The sequence below is a fragment of the Laceyella sacchari genome, assembly GCF_024927925.1.
In the GTDB taxonomy this organism is placed as follows: domain Bacteria; phylum Bacillota; class Bacilli; order Thermoactinomycetales; family Thermoactinomycetaceae; genus Laceyella; species Laceyella sacchari.
Genome location: NZ_CP103866.1, coordinates 3,213,873 through 3,230,862, shown reverse-complemented (window position 1 = coordinate 3,230,862; position 16,990 = coordinate 3,213,873). Strand labels below are relative to the sequence as shown.

Annotated in this window: 17 protein-coding genes; 15 read left to right on the top strand and 2 right to left on the bottom strand. The window is 50.4% G+C overall.

Annotated features, from left to right (window positions below; translation table 11 throughout):
- Nucleotides 1-51: 51 nt before the first annotated feature.
- The 3 genes from NYR52_RS15815 to spoIID all read left to right on the top strand — a co-directional run bounded on the left by NYR52_RS15815 (nucleotide 52) and on the right by spoIID (nucleotide 3,381).
- On the top strand, nucleotides 52-783 hold the full coding sequence (locus NYR52_RS15815) for a YwmB family TATA-box binding protein (RefSeq protein WP_158283318.1): 732 nt from the start codon (nucleotides 52-54) through the stop codon (nucleotides 781-783).
- Between the two features lie 19 nt (nucleotides 784-802).
- Entirely contained in the window at nucleotides 803-2,104 is a 1,302-nt protein-coding gene (gene murA, locus NYR52_RS15810) for a UDP-N-acetylglucosamine 1-carboxyvinyltransferase (protein ID WP_132221711.1), read from the top strand.
- A 245-nt stretch (nucleotides 2,105-2,349) separates the two neighbouring features.
- Nucleotides 2,350-3,381, top strand: a complete 1,032-nt coding sequence (spoIID, locus tag NYR52_RS15805) for a stage II sporulation protein D (RefSeq protein ID WP_132221709.1) — start codon at nucleotides 2,350-2,352, stop codon at nucleotides 3,379-3,381.
- Between the two features lie 36 nt (nucleotides 3,382-3,417).
- On the opposite strand, the gene splB is transcribed toward spoIID, so the two are convergent.
- On the bottom strand, nucleotides 3,418-4,440 hold the full coding sequence (gene splB / locus NYR52_RS15800) for a spore photoproduct lyase (protein ID WP_132221707.1): 1,023 nt from the start codon (nucleotides 4,438-4,440) through the stop codon (nucleotides 3,418-3,420).
- A gap of 150 nt (nucleotides 4,441-4,590) precedes the next feature.
- Between splB and NYR52_RS15795 the strand changes: the two genes are divergently transcribed.
- The 6 genes from NYR52_RS15795 to fabZ all read left to right on the top strand — a co-directional run bounded on the left by NYR52_RS15795 (nucleotide 4,591) and on the right by fabZ (nucleotide 9,516).
- Nucleotides 4,591-5,280, top strand: a complete 690-nt coding sequence (locus tag NYR52_RS15795; protein WP_132221705.1) for a M23 family metallopeptidase — start codon at nucleotides 4,591-4,593, stop codon at nucleotides 5,278-5,280.
- A 216-nt stretch (nucleotides 5,281-5,496) separates the two neighbouring features.
- Complete coding sequence (gene spoIIID, locus NYR52_RS15790) at nucleotides 5,497-5,781, top strand: sporulation transcriptional regulator SpoIIID (RefSeq protein ID WP_022737407.1); 285 nt, start codon at nucleotides 5,497-5,499, stop codon at nucleotides 5,779-5,781.
- 259 nt (nucleotides 5,782-6,040) lie between these two features.
- Nucleotides 6,041-6,859: a DNA-directed RNA polymerase subunit beta gene (locus tag NYR52_RS15785; RefSeq protein ID WP_158283317.1), complete on the top strand. Its 819-nt coding sequence runs from the start codon at nucleotides 6,041-6,043 to the stop codon at nucleotides 6,857-6,859.
- Between the two features lie 63 nt (nucleotides 6,860-6,922).
- Nucleotides 6,923-7,438 carry a CDP-alcohol phosphatidyltransferase family protein gene (locus NYR52_RS15780; RefSeq protein WP_022737409.1) on the top strand — a complete coding sequence of 172 codons (516 nt, stop codon included), beginning with the start codon at nucleotides 6,923-6,925 and terminating at the stop codon, nucleotides 7,436-7,438.
- An 83-nt stretch (nucleotides 7,439-7,521) separates the two neighbouring features.
- Nucleotides 7,522-8,856, top strand: a complete 1,335-nt coding sequence (locus NYR52_RS15775; RefSeq protein WP_054095792.1) for an NAD-dependent malic enzyme — start codon at nucleotides 7,522-7,524, stop codon at nucleotides 8,854-8,856.
- A gap of 234 nt (nucleotides 8,857-9,090) precedes the next feature.
- Nucleotides 9,091-9,516 (top strand): 3-hydroxyacyl-ACP dehydratase FabZ, encoded by a 426-nt coding sequence (gene fabZ, locus NYR52_RS15770; RefSeq protein ID WP_054095791.1) that lies wholly within the window; start codon nucleotides 9,091-9,093, stop codon nucleotides 9,514-9,516.
- 55 nt (nucleotides 9,517-9,571) lie between these two features.
- Here the strand turns inward: fabZ and NYR52_RS15765 are convergent, their stop codons facing one another.
- The gene (locus NYR52_RS15765; protein ID WP_022737411.1) at nucleotides 9,572-9,703 is read right to left on the bottom strand and encodes a hypothetical protein; all 132 of its coding nucleotides are present in this window, start codon (nucleotides 9,701-9,703) and stop codon (nucleotides 9,572-9,574) included.
- A gap of 16 nt (nucleotides 9,704-9,719) precedes the next feature.
- On the opposite strand from NYR52_RS15765, the gene NYR52_RS15760 reads away from it, so the two are divergent.
- From NYR52_RS15760 to NYR52_RS15735, 6 genes are all read left to right on the top strand, one after another.
- Entirely contained in the window at nucleotides 9,720-11,033 is a 1,314-nt protein-coding gene (locus tag NYR52_RS15760; protein ID WP_259436017.1) for a glycosyltransferase family 4 protein, read from the top strand.
- Between the two features lie 192 nt (nucleotides 11,034-11,225).
- Complete coding sequence (locus tag NYR52_RS15755) at nucleotides 11,226-12,254, top strand: Gfo/Idh/MocA family protein (protein ID WP_132221699.1); 1,029 nt, start codon at nucleotides 11,226-11,228, stop codon at nucleotides 12,252-12,254.
- Between the two features lie 36 nt (nucleotides 12,255-12,290).
- Nucleotides 12,291-13,400, top strand: coding sequence for a DegT/DnrJ/EryC1/StrS family aminotransferase (locus NYR52_RS15750; RefSeq protein ID WP_259436016.1), 1,110 nt, complete (start codon nucleotides 12,291-12,293; stop codon nucleotides 13,398-13,400).
- Nucleotides 13,401-13,419: 19 nt separating this feature from the next.
- Complete coding sequence (locus tag NYR52_RS15745) at nucleotides 13,420-14,736, top strand: nucleotide sugar dehydrogenase (RefSeq protein ID WP_259436778.1); 1,317 nt, start codon at nucleotides 13,420-13,422, stop codon at nucleotides 14,734-14,736.
- Nucleotides 14,737-14,749: 13 nt separating this feature from the next.
- On the top strand, nucleotides 14,750-15,496 hold the full coding sequence (locus NYR52_RS15740) for an acyltransferase (protein ID WP_022737416.1): 747 nt from the start codon (nucleotides 14,750-14,752) through the stop codon (nucleotides 15,494-15,496).
- Between the two features lie 23 nt (nucleotides 15,497-15,519).
- Entirely contained in the window at nucleotides 15,520-16,986 is a 1,467-nt protein-coding gene (locus NYR52_RS15735; protein WP_022737417.1) for a lipopolysaccharide biosynthesis protein, read from the top strand.
- Nucleotides 16,987-16,990 lie beyond the last annotated feature (4 nt).

Here is a 16,990-nt window from a genome sequence, read left to right as displayed (position 1 = left end):
GCCACGAATGCGAAAAATGGAAATAATGCCAATTCGTGGGAGAGGTTGAAAATGAAAAATTTGCGCCGTATCGAATGGGGCTTGCTCATTGTGCTATCGCTGTTGTTGCAAGGGGCCCAGATGCAACCGATCGAACCAGAACAGCGGTTGCTAGCGGCTTTGCACACCCTGAACGTTCAACCTGAAGTTTTCATGCTGCACCATGGGGGACGCTTGCGTCAAGCCATACAAGCGCAGCAGTTGGAAGATTGGGTACAGCGTTTATCGCATGGGCTAGGTACGGGGAACGTGCACAAGACCGTCGGCCGAGATGGGGTAAAATACACGGCTGTCGATCAACGCTATGGAAATACAGTAATCAAATTCATTGTAATTCATGATAGACTTGGAGATAAATATGTTACCCCATACGTGTCACTTCAATTGATGGGACGAGGGGTTCCGACGCAATCCTTTCAAGCACTGAAGAGACGTTGTACAAGACTGTTGCAATCATATGGAATTATTGCCGATTATCATTTTTCGATCCGAGGCAGAACATTGCATGTGACGACCGGGCTAGCGCAATATGCGCAAAAGGTGCTGACTCTGTTGGGAGCGAGGGAAGTGGAAGGGATGCGGACAGACCGCACTGTGAGCCTTTCCGCACGCTCCCCCGTGTTGCCCGAGGGTATTGAAACGGGCCGCGGCTCGATGAACCTGCAAGTGGCCGCACGGATGGATTCGGAAAGGCCCGCGGTTGTCCTGACAATCGGAACGCCCATCATAACCATAGAATACTAGAATAATGGGGGGAAGAGTTTTGGAAAAGATCATTGTTCAAGGTGGAGCGCGCTTAAAAGGTAGAGTGAAGGTGCATGGGGCGAAAAACGCGGTGCTTCCGCTGATCGCAGCATCTTTGCTGGCTTCACGTGGGGATATCACCATTTTGGACGTCCCGATGTTGGAGGACGTGAAAACGATCACCCAAATGATGAAGTGCTTGGGTGTGAAAGTCGAATTGAAAGAAGATCAAGTCACCATCAACGCGGAGAAGGTGGCCTCCACGGAGGCGCCTTATGAATTGATGCGCAAAATGAGAGCTTCGGTGTTGGTGATGGGGCCCTTGTTGGCACGGAAAAAGCATGCCCGCATTCCTCTGCCTGGCGGTTGTGCCATCGGTAGCCGGCCGATCGACCTGCATTTAAAAGGGTTTGAGGCGATGGGTGTGCAGTTTGAAACGGGACATGGCTACATCGAAGGGCGTGTTACCGACCGGTTGAGAGGTGCGACGATCTATCTTGATTTCCCGAGCGTGGGAGCGACGCAAAACATCATGATGGCGGCCGCTTTGGCGGAAGGTCGCACAGTGATTGAGAATGCAGCGTGTGAACCGGAGATCGTTGATTTGGCCAACTTCCTCAATGCGATGGGCGCTAAGGTGCGCGGCGCCGGAACGGACGAAATCCGCATTGATGGGGTTGACTTCTTGCGCGGAACGGAATACACGGTCATTCCTGACCGGATTGAAGCGGGCACCTACATGGTGGCGGCGGCGATTACGCGCGGGGAAGTGTTTGTGGAAGGAGCCATCTCCGACCACTTGGTGCCACTGATTGCCAAGTTGCGTGAAATGGGCGTACATGTGCTGGATGGGGAGAATGGCATTCATGTCCGCGCGGAAGGAAAATTGAAGCCGGTGGATGTGAAGACGTTGCCATACCCCGGATTCCCAACAGACATTCAGTCACAGATGATGGCCCTCTTATTGACTGCGGACGGCAATAGCCTGTTGACGGAAACGGTGTTTGAAAACCGGTTTATGCACGTGGAAGAATTTAAACGGATGAATGCCCGGATCAAAATTGACGGCCGCACGGCGATCATTGAAGGGGGTCACCCCTTGTCAGGTGCCCAAGTGAAAGCGACCGACTTGCGCGCGGGAGCTTCACTGATCTTGGCTGGCTTGGTGGCTGAAGGGACGACTGAATTGACCGAGTTGCACCATGTTGACCGCGGCTATGTCGATATTGTAGGCAAACTGCGTGCGCTGGGTGCAAATATCACTCGCGTGAAAGTAGAGGAAGAGGAAGAAAGTCCAGTGCATCAAAAGACATTTGCATAAGATAAGCCAGCACAAGCGGCATCCCAAAGGATGCCGCTTGTTTTGTTTTCCGTGGAAGCTGGTGTTTCTACTGGATGGTTGCTTGTGTCCGCTTCTTTTTCGATCGTTTTCTGTTATCTCGTTCTAAAGAGCCGTTTTTGTTTCATAGATTGGTAGCGTAGTCTTGTTGGAGCGGGAGATCTAGAAACGCATTTTTCATTGCTGCAGGCTCGTGGCAAGAGATCACGGGAGAAAGGATGACGGTTATGGGTTCAAGAGGGATACTCATCGGCATAGCAGGATTGTTGCTCGTGATCATGGGAATTCCCGCGCTGCTGGTGTCATGGGTGGGAGCGGATACAGCAGATGCGGGGGACAAGCTGGGGAAGGAAGGGGCGGATCTGGCGAGTCAAAACTCGCTTCAGGTTCGTGTTTATTTAAGCAAAGAAAAACGAGTGATTCAGCTACCTTTGGAATCGTATATTGAAGGGGTGGTGGCGGCCGAAATGCCGGCACAATTCCATTCGGAAGCTTTAAAAGCCCAAGCATTGGCGGCACGCACCTACATCGTGGGCCGATTGATGAAAGGGCAAGTGCTGGATGCCAAAGAATGGGGTGAAAAAGCCAGCGGAGCCCATGTGACAGATACGGTACAGCACCAAGCGTATGAGACAGACGCTGTGTTGCGCAAAAAATGGGGCTACAACTATCCCAACAATAAACGGAGAGTGGCCGAAGCTGTACATGCCACAGCGGGGCAGATTATCACCTACGGCGGCAAGCCGATCTACGCGGCCTTTTTTTCCACCAGCAACGGCCGCACGGAGAACTCCGAAGAATATTTCAAGGAGAAGTACCCCTATTTGCGCAGTGTGGACTCTTCCTGGGATCAATTGTCACCCAAGTATATCAACCGCGTCAGCATGAAGCCGGATGTGTTTTTAAGCAAGCTGGAACAAGCGACCGGCAAACGGTTGGCTGTTGCCGCATTGCAAACCACAAGCAACCAGTCGTTTGCCGTCCTCAGCCGGACGCAAGGTGCGAGGATTGAGCGGGTACGGATTGGCGGGGAAGTGTTTAAAGGCAGAGAAGTGCGAGAAGCATTAAACCTACCTTCGTCTGACTTCCAATTGCAGATGAAGGATGGTCAAGTCATCATCACCACAAAAGGTTACGGGCACGGCGTAGGGATGAGCCAGTGGGGCGCCAACCTGATGGCCGCGCAGGGCAAGTCGGTGGATGAGATTATCAAGCATTACTACCAAGGGGTGGAAATCAACCGCCTGCGCTTGGACTGAGCATCGCCAAGCACAGGCGGTTGCTGCTCTGGCCGATCAAGTGATGTAACTGATTTCGGCGTTCGGAAAAGAAGTTTTCAACCATGCGGGGATTTTTTCTTTTATTTCGCGCATGGGTTCATCGGGATACACATATTTCACTCGTCCGTATCGTCCCCATTTCTTTTTGCGTTCTTCCTCGTTCATTGCCAGCTTTGTTTTGGGATATCGCTCTTCGATGATGCGTTTGGCGGTCGCGGTGTAGCGGTGGGTAATCAATTCAAAAGTTAAGTCCGGCAGGTCGGGAGGCAGGGCTTCTGCCAACCGGCGGATCAGGGAGGCATATTGTTCCTCCCAACCGTCGAAGATCATGATCGGTGCGATAATAAAACCGAGTGGATAACCGGCTGCAGCTACTTTCTTAGCCGCTTCGATGCGGTCGGAAAGCGGCGAGGTGGCCGGTTCCATTTGGTTGATCACATAGTCGGCATTTACGCTGAAGCGAAACCGGGTATGGCCGCGGTGATCTGCATCTAACAGGGAGTCGACGTGAGCGAATTTGGTAACGAAGCGCAGTCGGCCCATGGGTTGGGTAGCCATAAATTCAATGGCTTTTTTCAGCGATCCGGTCAAATGCTCAATCCCCACCGGATCTGAGGTGCAGGCCGCTTCAAAGCGGGTGATCTCCGGTGCCCGTTCGTCGATGTATTTTTGCGCTTGGGCGAAAATCTCGTCCAAATTGACGTAGACCCGGATATATGGGCGATTGCCAAGGGTGGTTTGCAGATAACAATAATGGCAATGGCCCATGCATCCGGTAGCCAGGGGGATTGCGTACTCCGCAGACGGCTTGGAGGGTTCAAACTTCAGCGTTTTGCGGATACCAACAACCAAGGTGCGTTTGGCGATGCGGTATTTTTCCAGCTCGGTTGATCCGGGAAGGTCGGTGATGCGATTGTGGGACGGGGTGATTTTGACGGGGGTGCCGAGTGCGCTGAACTTCTCGTGCAATTCCTGGCCCAACGGGTATTTGAGTGCGTCGGGTTCAAAGTATACGAGATCTGGCATGAAAGGTTTCATGATACCATTCCTTTCTTCTTTCGTCTAAAGCGGGTCCGGTGCGCGAAGATTTGCATGCGCGTTTGACGCCTATAAATTGACGAAACATTTACCAACTTGGGTATAAAAAGGAAATAAACCGTCGAGAATGGTACCTGAGGTGATACAAGCATGAGACCTGAGGAACCAAATAAAACAGTGACATCTCTTGAACAAGCCCAAAAACGGTTGAAGTGGAAAAAACTTTTTGCGAAGAAGTGGTTTTTCCCGGCAATTTATCTAGTGACGGCAGCACTGATTCTAACCATTGCTTGGCTGTACCAAGAGCATGGGAGCCGCGTGACGGAGACGAACAAGCCGATCCCCGCCTCCTTGCCAAAAGAAAAAATGCCGACCAACCCAACCGATGATGATATGGTGTTGCCTACGGCCAAAAATTCAGGCGCTGTCAAAACCATGGATTTTTATGATGAAGCCAAATCCAACAAAGATCGGGAAGCAGCTTTGGTTGATTACGCCAATGCTTTCTGGCCCCATGCTGGAATCGACTTCGCTCGCAAAGATGGAAAAAGCTTTGAAGTAGTAGCGGCGCTGGAAGGAAAAGTCATCCGCGTCGAAGAACATCCCGTGTTGGGTCATCAAATAGAAATTAAGCATGAAAGCGGTATTTCCACTGTTTACCAAAGTTTGGACGACATTCGGGTCAAACAAGGGCAAATAGTGAAAAAGGGCCAAGTGATCGGCAAGGCCGGACGCAACTTGTTTGAAAAAGAAGCTGGCGTTCACTTGCACTTTGAGGTTCGCGGACGCGACCAACAGGCAGTCAATCCGGCCCAATATTTGCCGCAAACGAAACAATAATCCGAGACAGGCACTCTTCTTGATGGAGAGTGCCTTTTTACTCGTTGTGGGCAATTCCATTTGTCCATGACAGGATTATGCGCGGCTTCGCGATCTTGTCATAGTTTATCCAAAAAAAAAGCTTGTTTATTCTTGTCCAGGCTTGTTTGCAAAGAATAACCGAACGTGCCTTCCAATATAATGTAGCAAATCATGACGAAAGGGGGCGCGGGGCGGGTGCATGATTATATAAAGGAGCGTACCATTAAAATCGGTAATTATTTTGTGGAAACACGAAACACTGTAAGGACGATCGCCAAAGAGTTCGGCGTGTCAAAAAGCACAGTCCATAAAGATTTAACGGAGCGCTTGCCTGAGATCAATCCCGAATTGGCCAACCAGGTGAAAGAGATACTGGAATACCATAAGTCGATCAGACACATAAGAGGAGGGGAAGCGACAAAAATTAAGTACAAGCGGCGATCGCAACCAGAATGCCAAGAAGTTTCAATGAAAGTTTAAATTTTATTCGGGTTGTGGCACCGGTAGCATGACATAATATCCTTTGTATAAGTGATACACACCCCGTTTACACCCTTCTTCCGGTGCTATTTTTTGTAAACGAAACAGACCCGCGTCTATACGGTGTAAGTATAGACTTATGTTCATAGTTACGATATATTCAATTATGAATAGTGACAGACATAACTAAAGCCTTTTATATTGGACGAGCTTTTTTTTCAAACAAATTGGAGAAGTAAGCCTTTGGAGAGGAATGCAGATGAGTTACGCAGATAAAAACCAAGACAACAACAAGCGGGATCAAGTTCATCCCGCACAGCAGGAAGAGGCAAAAAGCTCGTTGACCGAAGCAACTCAGCAGCCAGAACCCAAAGAGCAAGAAAGCCCAAAACTCACCAAAAGCGCCAAAAAAGACACCTTGCCAGTGGGGATGCTGAAGTGGAGCAAAGAAGATGAATTGGTGCAAGACACCCATCTTAATTTGGATAAGAGCGGTGCCGTCGACAGAGAACAAGACTATCAGAGTCCGGACAATAAACAATCATCGGTTCTTCCGCTTGCTCAAAAATCTGTTGCCGCTGGGCAAGAAGGTCAATCTGCATTGGACGAACCGGTTCAGGCCGACCAATCCCCGGCCCCCAATCAAGCTGAACGCAACCTTTCTCTAGAAGACACACTGACTCCCATCGATTTTAAAGAATACTCCTTGACTCCGGTTGACGAAGCCGATAAAGAGCCAGAGATTCAGTATAAACAACCCGCCTATACCGTTGATTTCTCCGAAGACATTGCCAAGGCCGATGAATCAGGCCAAGAGGCTGCTTCCAAATCGACGGAACATGTTTCAAAAGAGGAGAAACGTGGGAAATATACAGAAGAGGTTAAGGGACAGGATGAGGCCGACGCGCGTCCGGCTTGGAAGAAAGTTGTAAAAATCGTTTGGTTGCCTGTTTCGTTGCTGGCGGCCTTGATTATCGGGTTGATTGTAGGTCACGCGGTGATCGGCAAACAACCGGCTGGCGACGTTTTTGATATGGATATGTGGCAGCATATCTACAAATTGATCTTTAAAACGTAACCCGTTTGCAAGTGTGGGGCGGGGATTTTGCATTTATCTGATGGCGTGAGGAGGGACCCAGAATTGAATTTGCCCAATTTATTAACCTTGGCGCGGTTTTTTTTGATACCGCTGTATTTGGCCGTGTACTTCTCCGATATGGCTGGGCGCATGTATTGGGCACTTGGGATCATCCTTCTCGCAGGTTTGACGGATGTGGTGGACGGTTACTTGGCACGCAAGACGCAACAAATCACCCAGCTGGGGATCATGTTGGACCCTCTTGCGGATAAGCTGATGATGCTGGCGGTCTTTTTGTCCTTGCTCATTTCAGGCAAAATCAGCCTGGGTGAGGCCGCAGCCATATTCTTGCGGGATGTGGCGATGATCGTCTACTCGGCGATCTTTCACCTTCAAGGAAAAAAGACATTGCCAGCGAATTTTTTCGGCAAACTGACGACGGTGCTGTTTTATCTTGCTTTATTTATGCTCATGCTGGATTATACCCAAGCGCATGTCTTCCTCTGGTCTGTTATTATCTTGTCCTATATCACGTCATTAATCTATCTGTTCCAATTGCGGGTGGTACCTCGCGAATGAGTGCGGAAAGAATCGGTAAAAATAGACCGATTCTTTTTTTATTAATTGAGATTTTGTATGATTAACATTTAGGGGGTGCGCAGATGACAGTACGAAACATCATACGAACCATTATTGTGGAAACCCCGTCCAAACCGGGGAATCTTGGGAAAGTGGCAACTGCTATCGGAATGGCTGGCGGGGATATCGGGGACATTACCACCATTAAAGTCGGCCCCTTGTCCACTGTCCGGGACATTACCGTTCATTGTGAGAGCAAAGAGCAATTAGATGCAGTGATTCAATCGATTCAATCATTGGAAAACGGAATCTACGTCCATGCCGTGTCTGATGACGTACTTCGTGCCCATGAAGGCGGAAAAATCCAGATGAAAAGCCGGATGGATATTCGTTCGCTCGCCGATTTGCGTCGCGTGTACACGCCGGGAGTGGCGGATGTGTGCCGGGTGATTCAGGATGATCCGGATAAGGCCCGTTATTATACAAGCATCGGCAACACGGTGGCCATCGTCACCGATGGAACCGCGATCTTGGGCTTGGGGAATATCGGTTCATTGGCCGGCATGCCGGTCATGGAAGGAAAAGCGGCTTTGTTTGACCGATTTGCGGGCATCAGCGGGATTCCGATCCTGTTAAATACCAGCGATCCGGATGAAGTGGTGAACACCATTAAAAAAATTTATCAAGGATTCGGCGGGATTCTGTTGGAAGACATCGGCTCGCCGCATTGCTTTGAAATTGAAGAACGGCTTAAAGAGGAGTTGCCGATTCCTGTCATGCATGACGACCAACATGGTACGGCAGTGGTGACACTGGCTGCGGTGATCTCTGCTTGCCGCTCAACGGGTGTTGACTTGAAAGATGCCGTCGTGGGACAGATCGGCTTGGGTGCAGCTGGGCTGGCGATTTGCCGGATGTTTATGGCCTACGGTGTCAAAGAGATGTGCGGTGTTGACCGTCAAGAGGCGGCGCTAGAGCGGTTGCGTCGTTACGGTGGCACAGCGCTTCAATCCATCGAGGAGTTGATGGAGCATTGTGACATCATTATTGCCACGACAGGGGTGCCAGGCTTGATCAAGCCGGAGATGGTTCGCAAGGGGCAAGTGATTCTGGCTCTGTCCAACCCGAAACCGGAAATCACACCAGCAGAAGCGGTTAAAGCGGGAGCCGCGTTTGCAGCAGATGGGCGTTCCGTCAACAACGTGTTGGGCTTCCCGGGTATTTTCCGCGGAGTGCTAAATGCCGGAGCGAAAGAAATTACCCACTCCATGTTGGTGGCCGCTGCGCAGGCGATCGCCGATTGCACCGCATCCGGAGAATTGGTTCCCCATCCGCTTGATCCCAAGGTGCATGTGGAAGTAGCCCGTGCCGTGGAGCGAGTGGCTGAACGAGAGATGGAGATGGAACCTGTCCTGTAATAATCTTTCTTGGCAATCGTGCATGGAATCATTGTGAATGTGCAGCCGTTGCGGGGGACAAGCCCTGTTGCGGCTGTTTTACATATATGAGCGGGAAACACCGCAATCTGGCAGTGGCTAGGGATTGTCATGAATCCGTCCTGATTTCGTTCTTATGTCAACATAGTTTTTTACCATACGTTTCGCTATAATGAGGACAAATGGTCACCGGAATAGTGAAGGGAGAAGCAAACCATGAAATGTGATGTGAAACAGATTCAAGAAATTATTCCCCACCGTTACCCATTCTTATTGGTGGATCGCATCGTGGAGTGGGAGCCGGGCAAGCGCGCGGTGGGAATCAAAAACGTGACAGTGAACGAACCTTTTTTTCAAGGACATTTCCCGGATTACCCAGTCATGCCGGGTGTGTTGATCATCGAAGCCTTGGCGCAGGTAGGTGCGGTCATCGTGCTTGGCTTAGAAGAAAACAAAGGGAAATTGGCCTTTTTTGCGGGCATTGACAAAGTCCGTTTCCGCGAGCAAGTGAAGCCGGGCGACACGCTCACTCTTGAAGTGGAAATGATCCGCTTAAGAGGTAGCATGGGCAAAGGCAAAGGCATTGCGCGCGTGGGAGACAAAGTAGTGGCGGAAGGGGAATTGATGTTCGCCATCTCATAAGCGAATACATAGCGGCGGAAGGTCCCCATGAGCGGGACCTTCCGCCTCGTGTTACCTACCAACTCCATAGGTGCAACATGCGCCACAGAAAATAAAGCACTCCCCATACGGGCAAGCTGATCAGCAACCCGTTAAAAATGCCCAACATGGAATTATAAGCGTCACTGGCCATTTTTTGTCTTCTCATACAAGATCTCTCCTGAATGATGGATGTCCTTATTATCGACCGTTTTCGTGCAATCTATCTGCGTTGTTTGGCAGGAAAAAATCCTACCCACGCTGCAAAGGATGTGATCACGATGGGCACCCGCGTACTGGTGGTTTCCCACATGTATCCAAATCAAGTTAATCCAATGGCTGGCATTTTTGTGCACAATCAAACAAAGGCGTTGAAACAGGCGGGAATGGATGTGCGTGTAGTTGTGCCGATTCCGCACTTTCCGCTTTATCGCAAATGGCGAGGTTACCGCCAATTGCCCGCGCGCACGGAGTTGGATGGCATTCCCGTCTACTATGTCCCGACACGGATGTTTCCGGGTGGGTTTTTCTTTTCTCAATACGGCAACCTATATGTAAATGCGTTGCGGAAGGTTTTGCCATCCATTTATGAAGAGTTTCCGTTTGAGTTGATCCATTGCCACACCATTTATCCCGATGGTTATGCGGGAAGTCTGCTGAAACAAGCGTTTGGCGTGCCGGTGGTAAGCACTGTTCACGGATCGGACGTGATGCTTTATCCCAAACGGAGCCGGCGTGTGTATGAGCGGACCGAGCAGGCGCTCCGTGGCAATGATTTTGTCATCACGGTGAGTGAACGGGCGCGGCAAGAAGTGATCCGGATGGTTCCGGATGCGAAGGTGGCTACCATCTACAACGGATTTGACCCTAGCCGATTCCAGCCGATGGAGAAAGGCGTTGCGCGAAAAACATTGGGTTTGCCGTTGTCTGGAAAGCAGGTGTTGTTTGTCGGCAACCTGTATCAGGTGAAGGGGATTCCTTATCTGTTGGAGGCGTTTGGAACAATTGCCGCTGAATGTGAAGAAGTGAGCTTGAATCTGATCGGTGAAGGGCCACTTCGCGCAGAATTGGAACGACAAGTGGAGCAGTTGGGATTGCAGGGACGCGTCACCTTTTTAGGCCGAAAGCCGTACGAGGAGATCCCGGTGTGGATCAACAGTGCGGATGTGGTGGCGTTAACCAGCTTGAGTGAAGGCTTGCCTTCGATTTTATTGGAAACGATGGGATGCGGGCGGGCGATGGTTGCCACCGATGTCGGCGGCATTCGGGAAATCCTGCAAGACGGGCGCACAGGGTTGTTGGCCCAGTCACAAGATGTGGACAGTATCACTCGCGCGCTACGCAAAATTCTCATTGAAGATGAATCGTTCATAGACACCATGGGCAAACAAGCATTAGAGGCGTCACGGAAATTAACATGGGAACAGAACGCAGAGAACACCAAAGCGGTGTATGCGCGCGTGTTGGAAGAGAAACAGAGCTGGGACGTCAATCCCTGAGACTGCGTTGCCAAGCGGGAGAACGTAAAACTTTATGACTTTTTAGATGCGGGGATACCCAAAAAATTTCAACTATGTTACAGTTGGTGATAGGTTTGTAATGTTCCTGTAACATACCTGTGTGAATTAAATAAAACATTAATTGTAACAAGATGTTTGATAGATGAACTTGAATAGAAATGAGGGAGATTTGTGATACGCTTTGGAATTGTGGGCTGCGGCCATATCGCCAAGAAGCACGTTGCCGCGATTGACGCGGTGGAAGACGCTCAATTGGTAGCGATTTGCGACACCAATGAAGAGCGTTTGAAAGAGTTTGCCCGGGAAGGGGTTACCGCTTATACCGACCTCGCCGACATGCTGAAATCGGATGTCGACGTGGTGGCGATTTGCACGCCGAGCGGCCTTCACGCCAAACTGACCTTGCAAGTGGCGGAGGCCAAAAAGCATGTCATCGTCGAGAAGCCGATGGCTTTGACTTTGGAAGATGCGGACGCCATGATCGAAGCCTGCGAGAAAAACGGAGTCAAGATGGCTGTGGTGCATCCAAACCGTTTTCGCCCCGCTGTGGTGGAACTCCGCCGGCAATTGGACAGCGGAGCCTTTGGCAAAATCGGACACGCTAACGCGACAGTGCGTTGGAACCGAAACCAGGCATACTATGACCAAGCGCCATGGCGCGGCACCAAAGCGATGGATGGCGGCGTCCTGATGAACCAAGCGATTCACAATATGGACCTCTTGTTGTGGATGATGGGTGAAGTAGATGAGGTTTCCTCTTACGCCGCAACGCGAATTCGCGACATTGAGGCTGAAGATACATCCGTGTCCGTGATCCGCTTTAAAAACGGGGCGTTGGGCGTATTGGAAGCGGCTGTTACCATTTATCCCAAAAACTTGGAAGAGTCGTTAGCGATCTTTGGTGAACGCGGAACGGCCATCATCGGGGGACCGACGGCAAACTGGATTAAGCATTGGTCGTTTGCGGACCTGAATGAAGAAGAAGCGGAACAAGTCAAACAACGTGTGGAGCAAGATCCATTCGGCATCCCAGGTCATCAATGCATCATTCAGGACATGTGCGATGCCATCCGTGAAGACCGCGCGCCGATTGTGGACGGGGAAGCCGGGCGGCAAGCGCTCAGCCTCGTTATCGCGTGCCAAGAGGCCGCCGAGTCTGGCAAGCCGGTGAAAATGGACGATCTGAAGAAACGCGGTTAAACTCACAACACTTACGAAACAAGGAGCATGATGATCATGAAAAAGATTCCTCTGTTGGACCTTAAAGCGCAAATGGCACCGATTCGCGAAGAGCTTTTGCAAGCGGTGGCCAAGGTGTTGGATAACGGGCAGTACATCATGGGGCCGGAAGTGAAGGCGTTCGAAGAAGAAGTGGCCCGTTATGTAGGAGTGAAACATGCCATCGGCGTAGCTAACGGAACGGATGCCCTGTTGTTGGCGCTGGACGCGGCGGGCGTGGGTGCTGGTGATGAAGTGATCACGACGCCTTTCACCTTCTTCGCCACTGCGGAAGTGGTTTCCCAGCTGGGTGCGACCCCGGTATTTGTGGATATCGATGAGAAAACTTACAACATCGATGTCAAACAAATCGAAGCGAAAATTACTGACAAGACGAAGGCGATCATTCCGGTGCACATCTTCGGTCAGCCGGCCAATATGGATGAGATCATGGCACTGGCTGAAGCGCACAACCTGTTCGTGCTGGAAGACTCCGCGCAAGCCTTGGGTTCGGAATACAAAGGACGCAAAATCGGGACGCTGGGCCATGCGGCTACCTATTCCTTCTTCCCGACCAAAAACCTGGGTGGCTACGGAGATGGCGGTATGGTTGTGACCAATGACGATGAACTGGCCCAAAAAATCCGCATCTTGCGCGTACATGGTAGCAACCCCAAATACTATCACAGCATGATCGGCTACAACAGCCGTTTGGATGAGATGCAAGCAGCTATGTTGCGTATCAAACTGCGCCACCTCGATGATTGGAACAACGGACGGCGTGAGCGTGCGGCCCTGTACAATGAGCTGCTGAAAGATACTCCGCTCATCACCCCGTATGCGGCTGAAGATCGTAAGCACATCTATCACCTGTACATTGTGCAAGCGGATGACCGTGATCAGTTGATGGCTTATCTGAAAGAAAAAGGCATCTCCACTGGCGTTTACTATCCGGTACCGCTTCATCAACAAGATGTGTATAAGCCATTGGGATATGAGAAAGGCAGCCTGCCAGTGTCCGAATACATGTCCAACCGCACGTTTGCTTTGCCGTTGTACGCGGAGTTGGAGACAGAAACCATTCATAAGATCGTTGATACCATTAAGGAATACTATGCAAACAACTAATGGGCAAAGGATGGAATGAATCGTGAGCGGAAAAACATTACTTACCAAAATCCAAGATAAAACGGCAGTCATCGGTGTAGTGGGCCTGGGTTATGTTGGCTTGCCGCTGGCCGTTGAGAAAGCAAAAGCGGGTTACAAAGTGATCGGCTTTGACATTTTGCCGAACCGCGTAGAACAAGTGAATCAAGGGATCAACTACATTGGTGACGTCGTTGACGAAGAGCTGAAAGAAATTGTGAATAACGGTCAGCTCCAAGCGACCACCGATTACTCCTTGATTGCGGAAGTGGACGCGGTAGCCATCTGCGTGCCGACTCCGCTGGATAAATACCAACAACCTAACGTCTCTTATGTGGAATCTTCCGCAAAGAGCATCGCCAAATACCTGCATCCAAACATGCTGGTCGTGCTGGAGAGCACAACCTATCCAGGCACGACGGAAGAGATCGTGCAACCGATCTTGGAAGAGACAGGCCTGAAGGTGGGTCAAGATTTCTTCCTCGCGTACTCTCCAGAGCGCGTTGATCCAGGCAACAAAGTGTTCAACACCAAAAACACCCCCAAAGTGGTGGGTGGGGTTACGCCGGAGTGTACCAATGTGGCGGCTGCACTGTACCGCTCGGTGCTGGAAGGCGAAGTACATGTTGTGTCGAGCCCCAAAGTGGCGGAAATGGAAAAAATCCTGGAAAACACGTTCCGCAACATCAACATTGGATTGGCAAACGAAATGGCTATCTTGTGCAACAAAATGGGTATCGACATCTGGGAAGTGATTGACGCTGCCAAAACCAAGCCTTACGGTTTTATGGCGTTTTACCCGGGCCCTGGTTTGGGTGGGCACTGCATCCCGATCGACCCGTTCTATCTCACCTGGAAAGCGCGTGAATACAACTATCATACCCGCTTGATTGAAGTGGCTGGGGAGATCAACAACGAGATGCCCGACTTTGTTGTCGACCGCATCATGAAAATCCTCAACCGTTATGGCAAAGCATTGAACGGAGCCAAAGTAGCGGTGTTGGGCGTCGCTTACAAGAAAGACATCGATGATTACCGCGAATCGCCAGTGATGGAAATTGTAAAACTGCTGGAAAAATACAATGCTGATTTCGTCACGGTCGACCCGCATATCAAAAACTTCCGTGTGGACGGCAAAGAGTACGAAACGGTGCCATTGACCGATGAACTGCTCACTTCCGCAGACATTGTGCTGATCACCACCGACCACACAGCATTTGACTACGAAGCGATCGCAAGCAAAGCCAAAGTGATCTTCGACACCCGTAATGCGATGAAAGGTGTACAAAAAATCGAAGCGGATTACGAAAAACTATAAAGGCGGGTTTTTCATGAAAAATGTGGTGCATGAATCTGTGCGGATGGGGACAAACGTCTCCATCGGCTACTTTTCTGTTATTGAAGAAGGCGTAGTTTTAGGCGATAACGTGACGATTGGCAATAATGTGACCATTCATGCAGGAACTGTTATTGGATCGGACGTATTTATTTCAGATAACTGTGTATTGGGACGTTGGCCGAGACCAGCCAAATCTTCCACAGTGAAAGTGGATGCCTCCTTGGCGCCGCTGACCATCGGGGACGGGACGACGATCGGGGCTAACACGGTGCTGTACCGCGGTAGCACGTTTGGTCGGGAAGTGATGATTGGCGACCAAGCATCGGTGCGTGAGAAATGCACCATCGGTGACTGCGTGGTAATCGGCCGGGGCGTGGCGGTGGAGAATCAAGTTGAGATCGGTTCGTTCACCAAAATTCAAACCAACGCATATATCACGGCATACACCACGCTGGAAGAGCGGGTGTTCATCGCGCCGACTGTGACCACCACCAATGACAACTTCATGGGGCGCACCAAAGAGCGCTTCAAGTTTGTCCGGGGTCCGTTGGTCAAGCGCGGGGCGCGCGTGGGCGGCGGTTCGATCTTGTTGCCGGGGGTTACCGTCGCTGAAGAAAGTTTCATTGCGGCCGGAGCGCTGGTTAACAAAGACACGGAACCGAAAAAGCTGTACGTTGGCGTACCTGCCCGCGTGCTGCGTGATGTTCCGGATCGTGAACTGTTGGAAAATCAAGAGTAACACCGGTTAGAAGGTGTATGACGATGAAACAGCTCATTAAACGACTCTTCTCAGACTCTGCCGCGTTTGCTGTTGCAACGATGGGGAACAAGCTGGTTTCGGCCATGCTTGTCCCCTTTTATATCAAATATTTGACGAACGGACAGTTTGCTGATTGGGGCCAAACCAATACATTTACGCTGATCCTAACCTATTTGTGTGTGCTAGGGACGGATACGGCGATGGCCTTTTACTATTTTGACGCCAAGTCGGTGCAAGAGCGCAGAACGTATTTGTTCAACGCCATTGCTTTCAGTGTGACCATGTGTTTGATTTTTACGGCTTTCGCCTATTTTTTTGGTGCACCGTTAGCTGAAGTGGTATATGATCATAGTGGCGATTATACCTATTTATTGGCCGTGGCGTTTTTGGCGACGGTTGGCGCAATCATCATTCAACATTTGCTTGGTTACGCTCGCTATGCCGGTCGCGTATGGTTGTTCAATATTTTTAGCATGGCCTATGTGATTGGTTCCAATTTGCTGAGTCTTTATTTTGTGATCGTCCAAAAGGACGGTGTTATGGGGATTTTTTACGGACAGCTCGTCGGGCAGACGGCTGTGGCCGTGTTGCTTCTCATTATATTCCGCAAAGAGCTAGTATTAAAATTCTCCCGAAAGCACTTATCCGATCTGATCAAATACGGTGCCCCACTTTTGCCCACATTGATGGCATTCTGGGCGATGAGTTCCATTTCCAGACCCATGTTGTACCATATGTCTTCGATAAATGATGCAGCGATCTATGAAGCCATGATGCGGCTCGCAAGCATCATTGTGCTGGTGACATCGCCATTTCAATTGGCTTGGCGTCCTTTTTCGATGTCGATCAAAGACAGAGAAGATGCGCCTCAGCTGTATGGTTTGGTCGGCAGAGGGCTCTTGGTAGTGGGAACATTGGCCGTCATGTTGCTCGCTTTTGTCATGGAACCGATTTATCAATTGTTCACCACCGGAAAGCCGGGACTTGGCAGTGGTTACCTCTATGTTTGGGCGCTGTCGTTGGGTACACTATTCAATGTGTTGCATACTGTTTTTGGTGTGGGGCTGTTGATTAAGAAAAAGACCAAAATCATCTCGCGGGGATTCATGATCGCGGCGGTGGTCTATGTGGTCGGCTGTTTGCTTTTGATCCCCCTGTTCCGGATTTGGGGAGCGGTCAGCATGACCGTCGTAGCATATCTGATTGTGATCATCTATGTCTACACACAAAACCAGAAAGAATATCCGGTTGATTTCCGTTTCCGCGCGATGTTAATATATTTGACGATTTTCTTGGCCGCCATGATTGGTGTGACTTGGGTGCAGAGCAATGAGTTGCCGAACGCGTGGGCGTATTATTTGATCGCGCTTGGCGTCACGGTGGCCGCGGTCTTTGCGACGGGATTATTTTCGGTTCGTTCATTCCGACAGATCGGCCGTTTATTGCCGAAATTGGGTGGGAAAGGGTGAAAAA

What these genes read in the sequence shown, in the direction of transcription:
- NYR52_RS15815 (WP_158283318.1), top strand. Translation starts at nt 52, where the DNA reads ATGAAAAATTTGCGCCGTATCGAATGGGGCTTGCTCATTGTGCTATCG.
- spoIID (WP_132221709.1), top strand. Translation starts at nt 2,350, where the DNA reads ATGGGTTCAAGAGGGATACTCATCGGCATAGCAGGATTGTTGCTCGTG.
- splB (WP_132221707.1), bottom strand. Translation starts at nt 4,440, where the DNA reads ATGAAACCTTTCATGCCAGATCTCGTATACTTTGAACCCGACGCACTC.
- NYR52_RS15795 (WP_132221705.1), top strand. Translation starts at nt 4,591, where the DNA reads ATGAGACCTGAGGAACCAAATAAAACAGTGACATCTCTTGAACAAGCC.
- NYR52_RS15785 (WP_158283317.1), top strand. Translation starts at nt 6,041, where the DNA reads ATGAGTTACGCAGATAAAAACCAAGACAACAACAAGCGGGATCAAGTT.
- NYR52_RS15775 (WP_054095792.1), top strand. Translation starts at nt 7,522, where the DNA reads ATGACAGTACGAAACATCATACGAACCATTATTGTGGAAACCCCGTCC.
- fabZ (WP_054095791.1), top strand. Translation starts at nt 9,091, where the DNA reads ATGAAATGTGATGTGAAACAGATTCAAGAAATTATTCCCCACCGTTAC.
- NYR52_RS15765 (WP_022737411.1), bottom strand. Translation starts at nt 9,703, where the DNA reads ATGAGAAGACAAAAAATGGCCAGTGACGCTTATAATTCCATGTTGGGC.
- NYR52_RS15760 (WP_259436017.1), top strand. Translation starts at nt 9,720, where the DNA reads ATGATGGATGTCCTTATTATCGACCGTTTTCGTGCAATCTATCTGCGT.
- NYR52_RS15750 (WP_259436016.1), top strand. Translation starts at nt 12,291, where the DNA reads ATGAAAAAGATTCCTCTGTTGGACCTTAAAGCGCAAATGGCACCGATT.
- NYR52_RS15740 (WP_022737416.1), top strand. Translation starts at nt 14,750, where the DNA reads ATGAAAAATGTGGTGCATGAATCTGTGCGGATGGGGACAAACGTCTCC.
- NYR52_RS15735 (WP_022737417.1), top strand. Translation starts at nt 15,520, where the DNA reads ATGAAACAGCTCATTAAACGACTCTTCTCAGACTCTGCCGCGTTTGCT.